The following is a 19425-nucleotide window of genomic DNA, read 5'->3' on the forward strand; positions in this document are numbered from 1 at the left end:
GGCTACCCGCAAGGAGGCGAGGCGCACATGGCCGTGAGCACTCTCAAGGAGATCGTCGATCGAGCGTTCGCCGAGAAGTACGGTGTCCCTGCGATCAACATCGTGAACGACCTGACCATGGAGGCCGTTCTGGCCGGCGCGGTGGAAGCCCGATCGCCGGTGATCGTGCAGACCTCGGTGAAGACCGTCAAGTCGATCGGGTCCGACGTTCTGTTCGCGATGTGGACAGCCATGACCGCCGGCATCGACGTTCCCGTGGCTTTGCACCTGGACCACTGCCCGGACCGGGACGTGATCACCGAATGCCTGGAACGCGGCTGGAACTCGGTGTTGTTCGACGCCTCCACCCTGCCGGTGGAGGAGAACCAGCGGCAGACCATCGAGGTGGTCAAGCACGCCCGCACCTTCGGTGCCCATGTGGAAGGGGAGATCGAATCGATCACCGGGGTCGAAGACGGGGTGGGCAGCGACACCGAGGCCGCGAGGCAGAGCCTCGCCGTGTCGCTCAGGTTTCTCGAGGAGACCGGGGTCGACGTGTTCGCGCCGGCGATCGGCAACGCCCACGGCGTATACAAGCGTGAGCCCGTGCTCGACTTCCAGCGGGTGAGCGATCTCGTTGCCGCGCATCCGGTACCGATTGCCCTGCACGGCGGCAGCGGCATGACCGACGCCCAGTTCACCGACCTCATCGCCCGGGGGTGCGCCAAGGTCAACATATCCACCGCCCTCAAGATCACCTTCATGAAATCGAACCTGGCCTTCCTCACGGATGCCGAGGCGCGCGACAAATGGGACCCGCCGTCGCTGTTTGCGAAGGTGCGCGCCGACATCGTCGACCTCACCCGGGGCCTGGCGGAGCAGTTCGGCAGTGCGGGGAAGGCCTGATATGCCGGCGTTGATCTTCGACTGTGACGGGGTGCTGGCTGATACCGAACGCGACGGCCACCTGCCGGCGTTCAACCAGACCTTTGCGGAGTTCGGTGTGCCGGTGCACTGGAGCGACGCCGACTATGCCGAGAAGGTGAAGATCGGCGGCGGCAAGGAACGCATGACCAGCATCCTCACGCCCGAGCTCGCCCGCGAGATCGGCCTGCTGGACGACCCGCCGGAGTGGGGCGACACCGTGCAGCAGTGGCACAAGCGCAAGACCGCCATCTACACCGAGCGGGTGGCCGCCGGGGTGATGCCCGGCCGGCCCGGCATCCGCCGCATCACCGAAGAAGCCGTGGCCGCCGGGTGGACGCTGGCGGTGGCGTCGACCTCGGCGGAGGCGTCGGTACGGGCGGTGCTCAGCCATGCCGTGGGGCCGGAGCTGGCCGAACGGTTCCAGGTGTTCGCGGGTGACATCGTTCCGGCCAAGAAACCCGCTCCCGACATTTACCTCCACGCCCTGCGGGAGCTGGGAGTTGCGGCCGACGACGCCGTGGTGATCGAGGACAGCGCGAACGGGTTGCAGGCGGCGCTCGCCGCGGGCCTGGCCACGCTGGTGACCGTGAGCAGCTACACGGTGCAGGAAGACTTCACCGGCGCCGCGCTCGTGGTGTCCTCACTCGGCGACCCGGGCGGGCCCGCGTCAGAGGTGCTCAGCGACCGACGCGGCCTCCATCCCAGCCCCTATGTGCGGCTCAGCGACCTGGCCGAGATCCTGCAGACGGCACCGGGCGCATCCGCTGCCGGCGCCGCCTCCGCCGCATCCGAGACAGAAAGCGAGACCCCATGACCAGCCTGGCCGACACCGAATTCGTGGTGCACAGCATCGCACAGACCGCCGTGGACAACGAGAAGGAGTTCGGTGATCTCGACGCCGTCGTCGGTGACGGTGACTTCGGTTACTCGCTCGCCCGCGGTTTTGAGATCGTGCTGGCGGACTGGGACAGCTTCGACCGGTCCAGCCCGAGCGCGTTCCTGCAGAAGGTGGGCATGGTCATCTCCGGCCGGATCGGCGGCACGTCCGGCCCGATCTGGGGCACCGCCTTCCTCCGGGCGTCGATGGCGCTGAAGGGCAAAGAGCAGGTAAGCGGCAGCGACGCCGTGGCGCTGCTGCGCGCGGCGATCGACGGCATCAAGGCCCGCGGCAACTCCGATGTGGGCGACAAGACCCTGCTCGACGCGCTCGTGCCGATGACGGATGCGCTCGAGGCGGAGGTCGCGGCCGGGTCCGATGCCGCCACAGCACTGCACCGCATGGCCGCCGCCGCCCGCAGCAGCTCAGACCAGACCTCGATGATGCAAGCCCGTCGTGGCCGGGCGAGCTACACGGGCGAGCGCAGCATCGGCTCGCCGGACCCCGGCGCTGTGGCGGTGGCGGTGATCCTGGAGCGGCTCAGCACGGAGTGGGACGCCCAGGCCGGCACCGCCGGGTCGGCGCCGGGCTCGTCGGGCTCGTCGGGCTCGTTGGGCGAGGGCAGCGTTCAGAGCACGCCGGACACGGAGTGACCGGGTGACGACACCGCACACCGACTGAAAGTAGCTACACCGCACACACCCGATTGAGCACCGCATCCGAGAAGAGGGAGCCATGAAGAAATTCGTCAATGATCCGAAGCAGTACGTTCCGGAGATGCTCAAGGGCATCGCGCTGGCCAACCCGGACACGCTCACCTACGTGCCCGCCTACAACCTGATCATGCGCTCCGACAGTCCGAGCCCCGACCGGGTGTCGATCATCCAGGGCTCCGGCTCCGGCCACGAACCGGCGCACGTGATGACGGTGGGTAAGGGCATGCTCGACGCCGCCTGTCCCGGCGATGTGTTCTCGGCGCCGCCGATGGACTACGTCTACGAGACCACCAAGCTGCTCGCCTCGCCCAAAGGGGTGCTGCTGCTGGTGAACAATTACACCGGCGACCGCATGGCGTTCGAGATGGCGCAGGAACTCAGCGCCGCCGACGGTGTGAACGTGAAGACCCTGTTCATCGACGATGACGTCGCCGTGCAGGACTCCACCTACACCGTGGGCCGCCGCGGCGTGGCCGGTAACTTCTTCGTGATGAAGGCGGTGGGAGCTGCGGCCGAGCAGGGCGCCGACCTGGACGAGCTGATTCGGATCGGAGAGAAGGTGGACAGCGTCACCCGCACGATGGGAATCGCCCTCACCTCCTGCACCCCGCCGGCGAAGGGCTCGCCGCTGTTCGAACTCGGTGAGGATGAGATCGAGGTGGGAGTGGGCATCCACGGCGAACCCGGTCGGCGCCGCGCCAAGCTCACCACCGCCGATGAGATGACCGACGAGCTGCTGGATGCCGTGGTCAAGGACCTGCCCTATGTGGCCGGCGACCGGGTGGCGCTGATGATCAACGGGCTCGGCGGCACTCCGATCAGCGAGCTGTACATCCTGTTCGGGCACGCGCACGAACGGCTCACCGAGTTGGGCATCACGGTGGGGCGCAGCTACGTGGGTGAGTACTGCACGTCGCTCGACATGGCCGGGGCGTCCCTCACCCTGGTGCGGCTCGATGACGAGATCGAGGCGTTGCTCGAGGCTCCGGCCGAGATCGCGGCCCGCGTGTTCTGAGGTCCGCAGGTTTCGCCCGGGCCGGGACGCTCGGGCGGGGCGGTGGTCGAGCGCGTCCGGCCCGCTGGGTGGGGCCGTCTCGGCCATCGTCCCGACGGCTCGGGTCGGCGGATGCCCTGTACCCGGATAGCCGCCTCCCGCTACTCTGTGGGCATGAGTGAGACTCCGAGTGACTGGTCAGACACGGTTTTCGCCTTCGACGCGGCCACCCGCTGGTTTGTCGCGGTGACTCGGGGCATCGCCGAACGTGCCGCGGGCAACCCGGAGGTCTGGGCGCAACCCGGCCTGGGGGAGTGGACGGTGCGAGACCTGATCGGCCACACCAGCCGGGCTCTGTCAACGATCGAGACCTACCTCGACCTCGCCGCCGAGGAAGACGCCGCCGGAGTCGCCGGCGACATCGACGTGACCTCGCCCGCGGCGTATTACGAGCGGGCGCTCGCCGCGGGAACCCCCGAGATCATCGCCCAGCGCGGCCGGGAAACCGCGGCGACCCTGGGCGCCCAGCCTGCCGCGGCGGTGGCGACCCTGGCCGCCCGGGTGTTGGCCCGGGTGGCCACCCTCGACGGTACGGAGCCGGCCGAAACCCCGGCCGGCCGCATCCGCATTGCGGAGTACCTGCCGTCCCGCACCGTGGAACTGACGGTGCACACCAGCGACCTGCTGCAGAGCCAGGGTGTGCCGGCCGCCGAGCAGACCCTGCCGGAGGCCGCGGCCGCCGCGACCCTGCACGTGCTGGCCGACCTGGCCGCGCAAAAGGGCTCTGCCGCCCTGCTGCTGCGAGCCGCCACCGGCCGCGCGCCGCTGCCCGCCGGCTTCACCGTGATCTGACCGGGTTCAGCGTGGTGCAGCCGGTGCCCGCTCGGTCCTCGTGGCCCGGGTTGGCCGTCGTGGCCCGTGTTGTGTCCGGCGGCCCGTGTTGCAACATGTGCAGCCGGGACGAACACGTGCCGCGGGGACGATCGCGCGCCGCCGGAAGAGTGTGAGTGCCGCTGAGTTGACGCCGGTCGCGAGACGGATCGACGCACGGAGGCCATGACTGCATGCCGGTGAGGTGGCCCTCGTGACGCACATTCCGTCTCGTGGCGCAGAATATTTCTCGTGGCGCAGGTTAATGCGCGCAGTTTCCTGCGCCGCGAGCAGTTTCACGCGCCTCGAGACGTGTTCCGCCCAGCGAGCAGCCCGGACCGGCCGGCGCGCACCGGCCCGGCCCGAGCCGGCCCGGCCCGGCTACGCGAGCGCAGCCGCCTCGTGGGCCTGGCGGGCGGCGTCGAGGGCGTCGAGTTGTTCGGCCAGGCGGTCCAGCACGGCGTCCTGATCGCTCAGCCACTCCGGCATCCACACTCGTTCGACGGCCGGCCAGCCCATCAGCCGGGACAGCACCTCAACGGGCAGGCCGTCGCGGTCGGAGACCGTGCGGCGCTGGGCCCAGTCCGGCCCGTCGAGCAGCACGGCCATCACCGGCACCTCCGGCGCCCTGGCCACGGCCACGCTGAGGTCGACCCTGAAGTCCGACAGGCCGACGTCGCTCTGCACGGTGTAACCGCGTTCCCGCAGGGCGTCGGCGATCTGCTCGCGGTGCCGGTCGATCACCCCCGACTGGCGCAGCGGACTGGCCAGCCCGGCCGAGCCGCCGGCCGCCAGGTCGAGGTAGGCGCGCAGATCCTTCACGCCCACCGAGATGGTCTCCTCGGCGCGCAGGTCCTGGGGGTCGAAGCTGCTGAACACGATCACCTGGCGCCTCGCCCGGGTGATGGCCACGTTCAGGCGGCGCTCGCCGCCCGGCAGGTTGAGCGGCCCGAAGTTCAGCGGCAGCCGGCCGGACGCATCCGCACTGAACGCGGTGGAGAACAGGATGGTGTCGCGCTCGTCACCCTGCACGTTTTCCAGGTTCTTGACGAACAGGCCGTCGGTGTCGCTGTCCAGGGCCTGCACGATGCGGTCGTCGCCGCTGTCGCGGAGGCTGCCCTCGATGAGCGCCCGCTGCTGCACGTTGAACGTGATCACGCCGATCGACGGGATGCCTTCGGGCTCGGCGTTGAAGCGGGCCATGATCTCGGCGACGATGGCCGCGGCCTCCACCGGGTTGGTGCGCAGGCTCTTGCCCTTTCCGCTGCGGAGGAACTCGCCGTTCACCCTGCGGAGGCTCACACCGAAGCCGGCAGCACCGGCATCCGCTGCCGCCGGCGCGGTTGAGCTGCGCTGAGGCGCCGGGAACGAGGAGAGCCGGTCACGGTAGTAGGCCCGGTTGCTGAATGCGATCAGCGATTCGTCCTGGCTGCGGTAGTGCCACGACAGCCACTTGCTCGGCACCTGCGCCTGCACGCACTCGGAGAGAATCGACTCTTCGTCGCGCACGAACTCGACGGTCTCGCTCTCCTCGTCGCCGGCGCCGATGGCGGATTCGGCAAACGAGGTGGGCGGCATCTGCTTGCTGTCGCCGACCACGACCACCGAGCGGGCCCGGCCCATCGCTCCGACGGCGTCGGAGACGCGCACCTGGGAGGCCTCGTCGAAGACCACGATGTCGAACAGGCCGGCCTGGGCCGGGAAGAACCTGGCCACGGACTCGGGGCTCATCAGCATGCAGGGCATCAGGTCGGTGATCAGGTCGCCGAACTCGTGCATGAGCTCACGCACCCCCATGCCGCCGCGCTGCCGGTCGAGTTGGCGGCGCAGCAGGCCGAGCCGGGCCGAGGTTTCGACGGCAGCCGGGTCGGTCGTCTCGTTCGCCGGCTTGCCGAGGGTGCGCCGCTGCAACACCGTGAACGGGATGAAGGTGGGCAGGTGCCGGCGCACCGCACCCGACGACGTGGTGAACCGGGTCACGGACCGGTTCTGGGCCACCGCGTCGAACTGGTCGAGCGCCGTGGCCTGGCTTCGTTCGGCGAGCGATACGACCGCCAACGCCTTCTCGAACGCCAGCCCGGCGTCGTCGGCGTCGACCTCGCCGCGCAACACCGCGGTGTGCGCGGCGTCGAGTCCGAGCCGGCGGAGCGGCACCAGGTGCCCGAGCAGCGCGACCCAACGGGTGAGGGTGGGTATCCCCGGCGCCTGGGCGGCACGTTCCTCGGTGCCGCGGGTCCACACGGCCAGCAAGCCGCCGTCGGCCGCCCACACGGCGATCGCGGCCGGCCCGGTTTCGGTGGCCGTCATCACGCCCTGCAGCGCCAGCATCGCGCGGTTCAGGGCCGTGGCCAGCGCCGCATCCGGTTCGGTCGTGGCGGCCAGGTAGCCGCGCAGGGTGGCCACGAATTCGTCGCTGAGCTCCCGATGGCCCGAACCGACCACGCCGCCGGCCCAGCGCAGCCAGGCCAGCCGGGCCGCGAGCTCGTCGCGGCCGGTCTGGCCGTTCTGAGCGGCGCCGGTCGTCAGCGGATTCCAGCCGTCGGCGAGGTCGACGCCGGCCACGGCGCGCACCGCCAGGCGCACGGCGTCCAGCCGGGTGCGGCTGTCGGCCAACTGCCCGGTCAGCGTGGACACCGTGGCGACGGGCACCTTCGCACCGGGCTTGAGGTCGGCGGCGAGCCGGGTGAGGATCGCCTGCCGGCGGCCGCGGCGGCCGAAGAAGCCGGAGGCATCCGCCGCCTGGGCGTCGCGGTGCAGGGCGGCAGCGTCCAAGCGCAGTGCCGTGGGCTCCAGCACGGCCAGGGCGGGGTGGTCGCCCTGGGCGAAGGCCGTGGTGGCCTGCTCGGCGGCGTCGGCGGCCGCGATCCAGGTGGCACCGCGGGTGGCGTCGAGCGTGGCCAGGTCCACCCGGTCGGCGCCGGCGAGTCCGCTGAGGGTGACGAACTCGGTGGGGCTGGCCGCCGCGGCCACCACGAGCGCGGCAGGGTCGAGCGCCGTGGCGCTGCCGCCGGACGACGGGAGCGCCGCCAGCGCCTCGTCGAACTCCAGCGCGGCCCGGCTCACCGTGGCCAGGTCGAGCGGGGCGGTCGGGGCATCGGTGATGAACGCCCACGGATGCTGCGGCCGAGGCCGCACCGGATCGGTCAGGTCGGGCAGGTTCCGCAGCGTCTGGCGCAGCTCGTCGAGCTCGGCGGCCGTGATGCGCGCGGGAAGGTCGGCGGACAGCGGCAGCGCACGCACATCGGCATCCGCGGCCAGCTCGGCGGTGCGCGCGGAGTAGAACGACAGGCCGGCACCGTTCTGCTCGTGCAACCGGCCCGTGTACCGGGCCAAACCGCGCCGCGCGGTGCCGAGCACGTCGAGGTCGTTCTTCAGGCCCTGGCCGTCTACGCTCACCTGGTGTTCGAGGGCCAGCCGGATCTGGGCGCGCACGGCGGCCGGTTTGCTGGCCTTGTCGTGCAGGTCGAGCGCGAACGGTGCCATGCCCACCTCGCCCAGGCGGGTCTGCACCACTTGCAGCGCCGCGCGCTTCTCGGCCACGAAGAGCACCTTCTTGCCCTCGGCGACGGCACGGGTGAGGAGGTTCGTGATCGTCTGCGACTTGCCGGTGCCCGGCGGGCCTTCGAGCACGAAGGTGCGCGCGGCGAGGGCCTCGGCCACTGCGGCGAGTTGGGAGGAGTCGCCGGGCACGGGGCATTCGGCGCCGAGCACGTCGAGGTCGGCCGGTTCGGGCAGGGCCACCGGGTCGACGAACGGCTGCGTCGGGGTGTGCACGAGGTGATCGACCAGCGAGTTGCCGGCCAGGGTCTGCCAGTTCTCGTCGAGGTCTTTCCAGAGCCGGAACTTGGCGAACTGCAGGATCGACAGGTCGAGGGTCTCCTCCACCCGGTAGGGCAGCCCGGCGCCGAGCAGCGCCTCGCGGGTGGCGCGGAACGCCCCGGCCAGGTCGATGCCGGCGGTGTCGTCGGCCGGGTTCGCGAGCCCGGGGATGCTGAGGCCGTGCTGTTGGCGCAGCTTCTCCAGCAGGCAGTAGTTAGGGGTGGACTGGCCGGATTCGTCCAATCGCACCCGGTAGTCGCCGCCGCGGCCGGCCGGTTCGAGCACCACGGGCACGAGCACCAGCGGGCTGCGCAGCTCCCGGTCGTTCACGGTCCAGACTAACGACCCGAACGCCAGGTAGAGGTTGTTGGCCCCGGTCTCCTGCACCACGGTGCGGGCCTTGTAGACCAGCGCGCGCAGCTTGGTGGCATACGCCGCATCCGTGACGTCGGCGTAGACCGCCTTCTTGTCGGCGAGCAGCGCGGCCAGCTGCTCGGGCGAAAGGTCACGGCCGAACCGGATGCCGCGCTCATGCTGGGTGCTCGACATGCGGTCGGCGGGCAGCAGGGTGAGCCCGGCGCCGCCGTTCACCAGGTCTTCGACCGCGCCCAGCTGCTGGTCGGGCACGGTGAGGGCGAGGGCGCCGCGCTCGGTGAAGTTGATCAGCCGGTTGCGCAGGCTGAGGTCGAGCAGGGCGTTCTTCCACTGCTCCACCCGCGGCGGGATGACCCGGGCCGGGCGCGCCTCGTCGGCCGCGGCGTCCGCAGAGCCGGTTGCCGGCGCATCCGTGGCCCGCGGCGTCGGCACGGACGGGCCCGCCGCGTGGTATTCGGTCACGACGACGGTGCCGTCGTCGGAGACGGTGCGGGCGGGTAGCGGAAGGATGTTCGTGCGCCGGGCCTGAACGACGTCGACGACGCCGATCACCTGGCCGAGGTCGCCGAGCCAGTCCAGGTAGGGCGAGCGCTGCGCCTGCGCGAAGGTGACCGGGGTGCCGGCCTGGTGGTCGGTGACCTGGGTGGTCTCGACCAGCCGGATCAGGTCGAGGTCGATGAGGTTGATCACCTCGGCCACGTCGGTGAGCGCGGGCGCGCCGAGGGTCTCCTCCTCGCGCCAGTAGCCGAGGAACGCGTGCCCGGTGACGACCCAGAGCAGCGGATGCAGCCCGGCCTGTTCCAGCGCCGCGGCCATCACGACGACGGTGTCCAGGCAGGTGCCCACGGCGGAGCCCGGCGCCTCCGCACGCCCGAGCACTTCGCCGGGGGTGCGCACCTTCTGGCCGTCGTCGGCCCAGCTGGCCGGGGGAGTGGCGTAGCGGATGCCGCGGGCACGCATGGCCACGAAGACGGCCTCGACCACCTGATCGACCCGCTCCGGGCCGGCCTGATAGCCGGGCATCGCGGCCGAGCCGGTGCGGGCCTCGAGCAGCGCTGCCGCCTCGCCGAGCAGCCGCTGCACCTCGGGGTCGTTGGGCAGCACGTGCGCCGAGAGCATTTCCAGGGCGAGGTCAACCGGCTGGGCGATCCACTGGTGCGCGGCGAGGAGCTGGATCGGTTCGTCGGCCGAGGCCACGGTGCGGCCGTCCAAGAGCAGGCTGGCGCGGATCGTGGCCGGGCGCTGTTCCTCGACCGGGAGCATGGCGGCGGGATCGACGGTGAGCGAGACATCCGTGAAGGTGGCGGCGCGGTCGGCGGCAAGGTCCACGACCAGGTCGCGGATGCTGCCGAGCGAGTCGCCGGCGCTGAGCACCTCGAGCCGGAGCACCGCTGCGCGCAGCATCGGCCCGCGGTTGTCGACACCGACCCGGCCCACCACGTTGATGCGGTTGTGCGCCAGCGCATAGCTGAGCACGGGCGTCGCGGTGATGGAGAGGGTGAGCGGGCCGACGGGCGTGACAGCCGACTCGGCACTGTTCGGCGCGGCCGAGTCCGGGGTGATCGATTCCATCGGTGCTCCTTGTGTTGCCGGTCGGTGCTGGTGCAGCGTGCCCCCGCACGCGGGGGACTATTCAATCATCGGCGAGTGTGGGCCAGCCGGGCGCATCCGGGCCGCGGCGAGGCCGGTGTGTCTATTCTGGAGTCGCACCGGAGACCGTGGGAGGACCCCTGGTCGGGCGGGTGGGGCTCAACTCTGCTAGGATCTTGAGGTTGCCGTTCAACGGCCGCGGACAAAGAGAGCTCAGGCATTCGGCCCCGAGCACCGCGCAGTGAGAGAAAGGGGATCCCATCTATGGCACTCGAAGCTAATGCTAAGAAGGCGATCATCGAAGCGTACGCAACCCACCCAGGCGACACCGGGTCCCCCGAAGTCCAGATTGCAATGCTCACGCAGCGCATTCTCGACCTCACGGAGCACCTCAAGGAGCACAAGCACGACCACCACTCGCGTCGTGGCCTGCTCCTGCTGGTTGGTCAGCGTCGCCGTCTGCTCGGCTACCTGTCCGACGTAGACATCAACCGTTACCGCACGCTCATCGAGCGTCTCGGCCTGCGTCGCTAAGGCTCACAGCCTCTAGCTTCACAGTTCTCGGCTTCACAGCCGGAACGGTTCGCTGATAACGCGATCTTCTTCGAAACGGGCCGTCACCTTCCAGGTGGCGGCCCGTTTTGTGTACCCGGATGCCGGTGCAAGCGAGTACTCGAACCGGTCGCGGCTAGTTCCGGTCGGCCGGCAGGTCGAGCGCCCTGGTGTAATAGCCCCAGGGGAATGTCGTCTCGCGCACCAACTGCCAGCCCTCGGCCTCGAGCCGCCGACGCGCGCTGCTGCCCGGCGTCCAGGGCATCCGGCGGTATTCCCACTGCTGCTCGGACTCCTCCAGAACGTGGAACAGCGTGCCGAAGTCCACGAGATGCCAGCCCCGGAGGCCCTCGGTGGCCAGGACTGCCATCTCGTCGAACGCGGTGACCGGGCTGATCACCTTGCGGTGCGGATGCTCGGCGTCCCCGGGCCGCACCGAGGCGGGCTGGCTCGGAGCGGAGAATCGCTGCTGGGCGGCCTGCCGGCTCACCCCGAGCAGCCGGCCGAGGGTGTCCCAGCTGTGCCCGGCGGCGCGAGCGCCGTTGATCGACTCGCGCAGCAGGCGGCTGGTCTCTTCCGCTGCGGTGCGGCTGGCGCCGACGAGGCGGAGGTACGCATCCGGCTCGGATTCGAGGGCGGCCCGCAGCCCGGCCGGAGTGCCGAGGACGGCTTCAGCCACGGCATCACGCACGGCTGCGGCCTCGTCGGCCGTTAGGGACGACGGCACCTGATCGGGAGTCGAGGTGGTCATCGTTCGGTCGGCGTGTCGCCGGTGCGCTCGTTGGGGCGGGCGGTGGCGGAATCGTCGACGGGCCGATCGGCGGTTGTCGCGGCGCGAAGGGGTTCGAGGTCGTCGAGCGCAGCGGCGTCGCGCCGCCGGGCCATCCAGGTGCGCACGATTTCGGTCCAGAGCACGAGTGTCAGCAGGAGCGCCGCGATCATTCCGGTGAAGAATCCCAGCACGGTGTCGGCGGTGTCGTCTTCGACGAATGCGGCGGTGAGGGTGAGCGCGGCGATCAGGAGGATCGCGACGACGATGGCGGCCGCATACCAGCGGGGCCGGCGGGGAAGGGTGCTATCGGAGGAGGTCATGATGTCAATGATTCCTTGACGCGAGCCAGTTGTCAACATTTTCTTGACAATGGTGCTCAACGCGAGGTCTCGGTTCTCATGGTTCACAGCGAACACCACCGGGTGGCTCACAGAGTGCTCATAGCAAGCGCATAGCGCGGGCCCGCAGTCTGGATCCATCGAGAAGAGCCCGGCACACCGGACGTCACTCACCCGACAGGAAAGGCGGCATGGAATGAATATGCACGAGCGAGGCAAGAGACTGAGCACCATCATCACCGGCACGATCGGCCTGGCCGCCGTAATCGCCGCGTCGGCACTCGGCCTGCACGAGTGGGCAGACACCCAAACCACCGATCTGTCGGGCTCCGACTCGTCGACGAGCACCACGACCACCGACAGCACCGACGATTCCGAGAGCACCGGCGAGACCGGCACGTCGACGGATGCCGACACCGACTCCACCAGCACGGACTCCACCAGCACGGACTCGACCGGCACGGAGTCAACCACCGACTCCAGCAGCACCGAGTCGACCGAGACCGACACCACGACCGACTCCGACACCTCCAGCTCAGCGGTCAGCCCGGCCACCGGCACCACCTCCGACGCGACCTCGAGCGGATCCTGACATGACGACCACCCTGAGCCTGTCCAGCGCTTCCGCCCGGCCGGCCACCGCCACCCGCGACTGGACGCTGTGGAGCACCTCCGCCCGCCTGGTCGTGACCGACCCGACCCAGATCGGCCTGGCCAGCTCCCTCGCCGACGCCCTCCTGGCCGACGTCGACCGGGCCGCCAGCCGGTTCCGCGCCGACTCCGAACTCCAGCTCGCCGCCGGCCTGCTGCACCAGGGCGTGGAGGTGAGCAACACCCTCGCCGACCTCGTGCGCCAGGCTCTCGCCTCCGCTGCCCTCACCAATGGAGACGTCGACCCCACCCTCGGCTACGCGCTGGACGCTGTGGGCTATGACCGCGACATCCGCCTGATCGAGGACCGCGGGGTGCCGGTGCGCGCCATCGTGTCCCGGCGCCCGGGCTGGAAGAGCGTGTCGCTGGTGGGCAACCGGCTCCGGGTGCCCGCGCACCTCGCGCTCGACCTCGGCGCGACCGCCAAGGCCGTCGCCGCGGACTGGACCGCGACGGTGATCAGCGCCGCGCTCGGCTGCGGCGTGCTGCTCAGCCTCGGCGGGGACATCGCCACCGCGGGCACCGCCCCGGCCGGCGGCTGGCAGGTGCGGGTTCAGGATACGCCGGCCGACCCGGCCGCCACCGTTACCCTGGCCAGCGGCTCTGCCCTGGCCACCTCGAGCACCCAACACCGGCGCTGGATGATGGCCGGCATGATGCAGCACCACATCCTCGACCCGCGCACGGGCCGCCCGGCCGAGCCCCACTGGCGGAGCGCCACCGTGGCCGCGGCCAGCTGCCACCGGGCCAACACCCTGAGCACCGCCGCGATCGTGCGGGGCACGGCCGCGCTGCCCTGGCTGCGTGAGTTGGGCGTTGCCGCCCGGCTGGTGGATGCCACCGGCACCGTGACCCTGCTCGGCGGCTGGCCGGCCGAATCCGCGCCGCAGGCCGGGCCGCAGCCCGCAGTCGCAGACACCCTCGTGATCCGCCGCGCCACCGACGCGCCGTCGCCCTACCTCGATGGTGACCCGGTGCAGCGCGGCCAGAAACGAACCGTGGCCTGATGGACGAGGCATTCTGGGCCCTGGGGCGTGCCACCGGCGTTGTGGCCCTCGTGCTGTTCACGGTGTCAGTTCTGCTGGGCATCCTCACCCGGTCGGGCCGGCCGCTGTTCACCGTGCCGCGGTTCTCGATCACGCTCATCCACCGCAACGTGTCGGTGCTGGCCACGGTCTTCATCGGCATCCACCTGGTCTCCCTGCTGGCCGACTCCTATGCCCAGCTCACGGTCGTCGACCTGGTCTTCCCGTTCCTCGGTGTCTACCGGCCGTTCTGGCTGGGCCTGGGCACGGTGGCGGTCGACCTTCTCATCGCGGTGGTGGTCACGAGCCTGCTGCGCCGATTCATCGGCCAACGGGTGTTCCGAGTGGTGCACTGGTCGACCTACCTGATGTGGCCGATCGCGCTGGCACACTCGCTCGGCACCGGCACAGATGCCGCCGAACCCTGGTTCCTCATCCTGGCCGCGGTCTGCACCGTCGCCGTGATAGCCGCCGTGGTCTGGCGGGTGACCGCCGGCTTCGTCGAGTTCCGCTCGGTGCGCCGGGCCCAGCGATTCGTCGGTGAGCTACCAAGCCTCACCGCCCGCAGCGGCCAGTCCGGCCATGCACTGCACCGGATGCCCTCGGCACCCTACAGCGCCGGTCCACGCCCCACTTACCCGAATCTGCCCGACCCACACCGTTCGCCGCACCACCTCAGCACCCCGGCAGGGAGAAGACCATGACACTCGTTCGCGACACCGCATCCGCCCCGACCGATGCGCGCATCCCGGCCCCGGTCGGCACCTCTCGCCTCACCCGGTCGCCCACCCCCGACCTCAGCCGGCATCTCGCCGAGTTCGGCGCGCTGCCCGCCGCGCCCGGCGCCACCACCCTGCTCGAGATGCTTCACGCCGCGGGGCTCGAGGGCCGTGGCGGCGCCGGCTTCCCGGCCTGGCGCAAGCTCGCCGCACTGCCCGCCGGCCGGTCGTCCGCCCGAGGCGCCGACCGGCATCCGGTCGTGATCGGCAACGCCGCCGAAGGCGAACCGCTCAGCATCAAAGACGCCACTCTGCTCCGCACCGCGCCGCACCTGGTGATCGACGGCCTGATCACCGTGGCCGCCGCCGTCACCGCCGCCGAGGTCTACCTCTATGCGCCGGCCGCGCTGTTGCCGCACGTGGGCCGGGCGCTGACCGAACGATCGGATGCCGCCGCCGTCACCCTGCGGGCCGCGGCCGAGAGTTTTCTCTCCGGTGAGGCGTCGGCGGTGGTCAACGCCCTGGCCGGCCGGCCGGCGCTGCCGAGGGACCTGTCGGTGCGGCTCACGACCACGGGTCTGAGCAAACGGCCCACACTGCTGCACAACATCGAGACCCTGGCGCAGATCGCCCTGATCGTGCGGTTCGGAGCCGACTGGTTTCGCAGCCTGGGCACGGTCGAGAGCCCCGGCACCCGCCTCGTCACCGTGAGCCGCGGGCTGCCCGCTGCCGACGTCGCCGCCGGGGTCAGCGGCGTCAGCGGCGGGTCTTCCGCCGACCCAACTGTTCCCCGTGCGGACAACTGCGTCCCGCGCACCGGGCGCACAAGTCCGCTTCGGCAACAGTCGGGCACCGTGGCCGGGGCGCGTGGGCACGCATCCGCCACCGTGCTCGAGGTCGTGGGCGGCACCCGCATCGACGACATCCTCCGCTTCGCCGGGATCGACACCGGCAGCATCGCGGCCGTGCTGGTGGGCGGGTATCACGGCGCCTGGCTGCCGGCCGCCGCGCTGCAGGCCGGGCTGGATGCGCCGAGCCTGGCTCCCTTCGGCGCCAGTCCTGGCGCCGGCATCCTGCTCGCCCTCGAAACCGGGCGCTGCCCGCTCACCCTGGCGGCGTCGATTGCCCACTTCCTCGCCGGCGAGAGCGCCCGGCAGTGCGGCCCGTGCCTGAACGGCCTGCCGGCCATGGCCGCCGTGTTGCACCGCCTCGCCACGGGGGAGCGCGATGCGGGCCTCCCCGACGAGGTCGCCCGCCTGGCCGCGCTGGTCGCCGGCCGTGGCTCCTGCCACCACCCCGACGGCACCGCCCGGTTCGTGCTGAGCACCCTCACGGTGTTCGAGGCCGACGTTGCCGCCCACCTCGCCGGCACCTGCGCCAAGGTGCACGCATGAGCGCCCGGATGCTCGCGCCCACCGGCCGCGCCGCGACCGGGCGGCCCGCGACCGCGGCTGCTCAACGAGCCGGCTCGGCGAACGGAACAGTGCTGCACATCGACTGGACAGCCTGCGACGGCCGCGGGCTCTGCACCGAACTGCTGCCCGACCTGCTCCGCCGCGACGAGTGGGGTTACCCGATTGCGCTCGGCTATGGCTCCGACGTGCCGGTACCCCTGGCCCTGCACGCTGCGGCCTCCGACGCGGTCGCGCTCTGCCCCCGCCTGGCCCTCACCCTCCGCCGCCCCGCCTGACTACTCGACGTCGGATCGCCCCGCCGGGGGTCTGCGGCCGGTCGCTGCACCTCGTGTGGCGGGCGGCGCCCGCTAGAGCGGGCGCCTCCGGGCCATAAGTGGTGCGACGACCGGCGCGCGCGAGCGGATGCCCCGCGCGAGCGAAATTCGGCATCCGGCGTGGCCCGTAGCGGCGAGCCACGCAAGCGGCAAGAGTGGAGGGATGAACGACTTCGTCAACTCGCCCGGTGACCCCCGGGGCTTCGACAAGCGGCGTCATGGTGCGCCCTCCGGTTTCTTCGAGGCCGAGGCCGCGGGCCTGTCGTGGTTGTCCGTGCCGGGCGGGGTGCGCACGGTTCAGGTGATCGACCTCGAGCCGGGCCACATCGTGCTCGAGACCGTCGACGAGGTGCCGCCCACCCGGGACGCTGCCCGCGCGTTCGGAGCTCAGCTCTCGGTCACGCACTCCGCGGGTGCCGAGGCCTTCGGCGCCCCACCCGACCACTGGAGTGGCCCCCTGTTCATCGGCAATCGCAGCCTGCCGCCCGCCTTCGAACCGACCTGGGGCGCGTTCTACGCCCGATACCGGGTGCTGCCTTACCTCGACATCGCCCTCGACGTGGGTGGAATCACTCCGCGGCAGGCCGAGGTCGTGCACGCGGCCTGCGCGCGCATCGAGGCCGGCGACTTCGATGACGGCGCCCCGCCGTCCCGCGTGCACGGCGACCTGTGGACGGGCAATGTGCTCTGGTCGGCCGACGGGGTGGTGCTGATCGACCCGGCAGCGCACGGCGGCCACCGGGAGACCGACCTGGCGATGTTGGCGCTGTTCGGTTGCCCGTTCCTGGAGGAGATCACCGCCGGGTACGAGACCGCCAGTCCGCTCCGGCCCGGCTGGCGGGCGCGCACCCCACTGCACCAGCTGCATCCGCTGGCCGTGCACGCCGCCGGCCACGGCGCCGCCTACGGGCGGGCGCTCGAGCAGGCCGCCGAAGCGGTGCTCGAACTGCCCGCCGCCAGGGGCTAGGCCGAATCGCTAGAGCGTCTGCCCGGCGTGCGCGCCCTCGCGCACCTCTTCGATCACCTTGGCGTTGAACGCCGGCAGGTCGTCGGGGGTGCGGCTGGAGACGAGACCCTGGTCCACCACGACCTCTTCATCCACCCAGGTCGCACCGGCATTCAGCAGGTCGGTCTTCAGGCTCGGGTACGAGGTGAGCGTGCGGCCCTCGACGACGCCGGCCTCGATCAGGATCCAGGCGGCATGGCAGATCGCCGAGACCGGCTTGTGGGCGGCGAAGAAGTCCCGCGTGAACGAAACCGCCTGCTCGTCCAGGCGCAGGTGGTCGGCGTTCACCACGCCGCCGGGCAGCACGAGCGAGTCGAAATCGTCGGCCTTCGCGTCGGCCACGGCCAGGTCGACGTACTGCGAGTGACCCTTCTTGCCCGTGACGCTGCCGGACGCGGGGGAGACCAGCACGGCGGTGGCGCCGGCCTCGGTCACGGCCTGCCACGGGCTGCTCAGCTCGCTGTCTTCGTAGCCGTCGGTGAGCAGGAAGGCGATGCGCTTGCCGGACAGTTCAGTGGTTGTCATGGTTCTCTCCTTGTCATTGTGTGTCAGAGATAGCGTGGCCAGCCGGACGAACCGGATGGCTCTTCCACGGTAACCACGGTTCGCCGAACGAGTCGAGATGCTCACGAAACATTGAGGTTGCCCACCGAGGGTCATGGATTTCGACCGGCATACCACTTGGCGAAGGTGGCCGGTAGGGACTTTTGGTCTGCCCGAACCTGTGAGCCCGCGTAAACTTGAGCTTTACACGGATCGGATTGACTCATGAGTCTCTGGCGCACGAAGAGTATCGAAGCCTCGATGGCGGATTCCCTGGAGAAGGGGCACAACCTCAAACGCACCCTCGGTACCTGGGACCTCATGGTCATGGGCGTCGCGGTCGCGGTGGGCGCCGGTATCTTCTCGGTCGGGGCCAAGGCCGCCGGCAGTTACGCCGGACCGTCCGTCACGCTGGCCTTCGTGCTCGCCGCCGTCACCTGCGCGCTGGCGATCATGTGTTACGCCGAATTCGCCTCCGCCGTGCCCGTGGCCGGCTCGGCGTACACCTTCACCTACGCCACCCTGGGCGAGCTGCTCGCCTGGATCATCGGCTGGGACCTGATCCTGGAGATGCTCACCGCCGCGGCCGTGATCGCCAAGTACTGGGGTATCTACCTCAGCGACGTGTTCGCGCTCTGGAACTGGGACATCCCGGACACCATCAACGTGCTCGGCCTGCAGGTGAGCTGGGGTGCGTTCGTCATCGTCGCCATCTTCACCACCCTGCTCGTGATCGGCACCAAGCTCTCCGCCCGGGTCGCCAGCATCTTCACCATCATCAAGGTCGCCATCGTGCTCTTCGTGATCGTGGTGGGCGCCTTCTTCATTCGGCCCGAGAACTACGTTCCGTTCATCCCCGAATCGGTTCCCACCACGGATGGCGTGGGCAGCGACGTCTGGACGCAGTCGCTGTTCTCCTTCATGACCGGTGCCGCCCCCGCCCAGTACGGCATCTTCGGCCTGCTCGCCGGTGCCTCCCTGGTGTTCTTCGCCTTCATCGGCTTCGACGTGGTCGCTACCAGCGCCGAAGAGGTCAAGAACCCGCAGAAGACCCTGCCGCGCGGCATCTTCGCCGGACTCGCGATCGTCACCGTGCTCTACATCGGCGTCAGCCTGGTGCTCACCGGCATGGTGCCGTACACCGTGCTCGCCAACGACCCGAACGCCTCACTGGCCACCGCCTTCGTCGCCGTCGGTGCCGGTTGGGCCGCGCAGGTCATCTCCATCGGCATCCTGGTGGGTCTCACCACCGTGATCATGGTGCTGCTGCTCGGACTGTCCCGGGTGCTCTTCGCCATGAGCCGCGACGGCCTGCTGCCGCGATGGCTCAGCGTCACCTCGGAGAAGCGCGGCACCCCGGCGCGCATCCAGATCATCACCGGCGCCGCCGTGGCCCTGATCGCCGGCCTCACCGACGTGGGCGTGCTCGAAGAGATGATCAACATCGGCACCCTGTCGGCGTTCGTGCTCGTGAGCATCGCCGTCGTGGTGCTGCGCAAGACGCGGCCCGACCTCAAGCGGGCGTTCAAGGTGCCGCTGTCGCCGTACCTGCCGATCCTCTCTGCCGCACTCTGCCTCTGGCTGATGCTGAACCTCACCACCCTCACCTGGGTGCGGTTCCTGGTCTGGCTGGTGCTGGGCTTCATCGTCTACTTCAGCTACGGCCGCAAGCACTCCATGGTGGGCATCGAGGCCAAGCGCCTCGTCGACGCCACCGAACGGGAAGAGCTCGAAGCCGAGAAGCGCGCGCTCGGCGGCAAATAGCCCCCTAACTGTTCCCCGAGCGGACTTCTGCGTCCGGCGCACCGGCCGCAGAAGTCCGCTTCGGCATCAGAAGTGTTCGGCAACGGTGGGAAGTGAGCCCCGACGAGCTCTGCGGCTAGCCTCGAATTCCGGCGCTGGGGGAGGCCTCGCGGGGTAAGCGCAGGCGGAGTAGCTTCTTG

17 protein-coding genes are annotated in these 19425 nt (G+C 70.4%); 13 read left to right on the plus strand and 4 right to left on the minus strand.

Translation table 11 applies throughout. The features are described from left to right. The first annotated feature begins 27 nt into the window (after positions 1-27). The 5 genes from CTB96_RS07095 (at position 28) to CTB96_RS07115 (ending at position 4345) form a co-directional block, all read left to right on the plus strand. Positions 28-885, plus strand: coding sequence for a class II fructose-bisphosphate aldolase (locus CTB96_RS07095; protein WP_110126199.1), 858 nt, complete (start codon positions 28-30; stop codon positions 883-885). A 1-nt stretch (position 886) separates the two neighbouring features. Beyond that, positions 887-1720, plus strand: a complete 834-nt coding sequence (locus tag CTB96_RS07100; protein ID WP_110126200.1) for an HAD-IA family hydrolase — start codon at positions 887-889, stop codon at positions 1718-1720. Next, on the plus strand, positions 1717-2436 hold the full coding sequence (gene dhaL, locus CTB96_RS07105) for a dihydroxyacetone kinase subunit DhaL (RefSeq protein ID WP_110126201.1): 720 nt from the start codon (positions 1717-1719) through the stop codon (positions 2434-2436). Before CTB96_RS07100 ends, dhaL begins: the two co-directional genes overlap by 4 nt. A gap of 82 nt (positions 2437-2518) precedes the next feature. Continuing rightward, a complete protein-coding gene (gene dhaK / locus CTB96_RS07110) occupies positions 2519-3514 on the plus strand; it encodes a dihydroxyacetone kinase subunit DhaK (RefSeq protein WP_110126202.1) in 996 nt (331 codons plus the stop codon). A 153-nt stretch (positions 3515-3667) separates the two neighbouring features. Beyond that, complete coding sequence (locus CTB96_RS07115; protein ID WP_181397177.1) at positions 3668-4345, plus strand: maleylpyruvate isomerase N-terminal domain-containing protein; 678 nt, start codon at positions 3668-3670, stop codon at positions 4343-4345. Between the two features lie 399 nt (positions 4346-4744). On the opposite strand, the gene proA is transcribed toward CTB96_RS07115, so the two are convergent. Then, positions 4745-10129, minus strand: a complete 5385-nt coding sequence (gene proA, locus CTB96_RS07120) for an anti-phage protein ProA (RefSeq protein WP_110126204.1) — start codon at positions 10127-10129, stop codon at positions 4745-4747. Between the two features lie 282 nt (positions 10130-10411). Here proA and rpsO point away from each other — a divergent pair, with 282 nt between their 5' ends. Next, positions 10412-10681 carry a 30S ribosomal protein S15 gene (rpsO, locus tag CTB96_RS07125; RefSeq protein ID WP_110126205.1) on the plus strand — a complete coding sequence of 90 codons (270 nt, stop codon included), beginning with the start codon at positions 10412-10414 and terminating at the stop codon, positions 10679-10681. A gap of 154 nt (positions 10682-10835) precedes the next feature. Here the strand turns inward: rpsO and CTB96_RS07130 are convergent, their stop codons facing one another. Then, positions 10836-11450 (minus strand): hypothetical protein, encoded by a 615-nt coding sequence (locus CTB96_RS07130; protein WP_110126206.1) that lies wholly within the window; start codon positions 11448-11450, stop codon positions 10836-10838. After that, on the minus strand, positions 11447-11791 hold the full coding sequence (locus CTB96_RS07135; protein ID WP_110126207.1) for a hypothetical protein: 345 nt from the start codon (positions 11789-11791) through the stop codon (positions 11447-11449). Before CTB96_RS07135 ends, CTB96_RS07130 begins: the two co-directional genes overlap by 4 nt. Positions 11792-12005: 214 nt before the next feature. Between CTB96_RS07135 and CTB96_RS07140 the strand changes: the two genes are divergently transcribed. From CTB96_RS07140 to CTB96_RS07165, 6 genes are all read left to right on the plus strand, one after another. Continuing rightward, positions 12006-12401 (plus strand): hypothetical protein, encoded by a 396-nt coding sequence (locus CTB96_RS07140; protein WP_146215763.1) that lies wholly within the window; start codon positions 12006-12008, stop codon positions 12399-12401. 1 nt (position 12402) lies between these two features. Further along, the gene (locus CTB96_RS07145) at positions 12403-13467 is read left to right on the plus strand and encodes an FAD:protein FMN transferase (protein WP_110126209.1); all 1065 of its coding nucleotides are present in this window, start codon (positions 12403-12405) and stop codon (positions 13465-13467) included. Beyond that, entirely contained in the window at positions 13467-14189 is a 723-nt protein-coding gene (locus tag CTB96_RS07150; RefSeq protein WP_110126210.1) for a ferric reductase-like transmembrane domain-containing protein, read from the plus strand. Before CTB96_RS07145 ends, CTB96_RS07150 begins: the two co-directional genes overlap by 1 nt. Further along, positions 14186-15598, plus strand: a complete 1413-nt coding sequence (locus CTB96_RS07155; RefSeq protein WP_110126211.1) for an NADH-ubiquinone oxidoreductase-F iron-sulfur binding region domain-containing protein — start codon at positions 14186-14188, stop codon at positions 15596-15598. The genes CTB96_RS07150 and CTB96_RS07155 overlap by 4 nt, the downstream gene beginning before the upstream one ends. Further along, on the plus strand, positions 15595-15894 hold the full coding sequence (locus CTB96_RS07160) for a ferredoxin (protein WP_248283260.1): 300 nt from the start codon (positions 15595-15597) through the stop codon (positions 15892-15894). The genes CTB96_RS07155 and CTB96_RS07160 overlap by 4 nt, the downstream gene beginning before the upstream one ends. A gap of 202 nt (positions 15895-16096) precedes the next feature. Then, positions 16097-16900, plus strand: a complete 804-nt coding sequence (locus CTB96_RS07165; protein WP_110126212.1) for a fructosamine kinase family protein — start codon at positions 16097-16099, stop codon at positions 16898-16900. 9 nt (positions 16901-16909) lie between these two features. Here CTB96_RS07165 and CTB96_RS07170 read toward each other — a convergent pair whose 3' ends face one another. Continuing rightward, positions 16910-17464 carry a type 1 glutamine amidotransferase domain-containing protein gene (locus CTB96_RS07170; RefSeq protein WP_110126213.1) on the minus strand — a complete coding sequence of 185 codons (555 nt, stop codon included), beginning with the start codon at positions 17462-17464 and terminating at the stop codon, positions 16910-16912. Between the two features lie 243 nt (positions 17465-17707). Here CTB96_RS07170 and CTB96_RS07175 point away from each other — a divergent pair, with 243 nt between their 5' ends. Further along, positions 17708-19246 carry an amino acid permease gene (locus CTB96_RS07175; RefSeq protein ID WP_110126214.1) on the plus strand — a complete coding sequence of 513 codons (1539 nt, stop codon included), beginning with the start codon at positions 17708-17710 and terminating at the stop codon, positions 19244-19246. The last annotated feature ends 179 nt before the right edge of the window (positions 19247-19425 follow it).

The organism is Cryobacterium arcticum (assembly GCF_003185895.1).
In the GTDB taxonomy this organism is placed as follows: domain Bacteria; phylum Actinomycetota; class Actinomycetes; order Actinomycetales; family Microbacteriaceae; genus Cryobacterium; species Cryobacterium arcticum.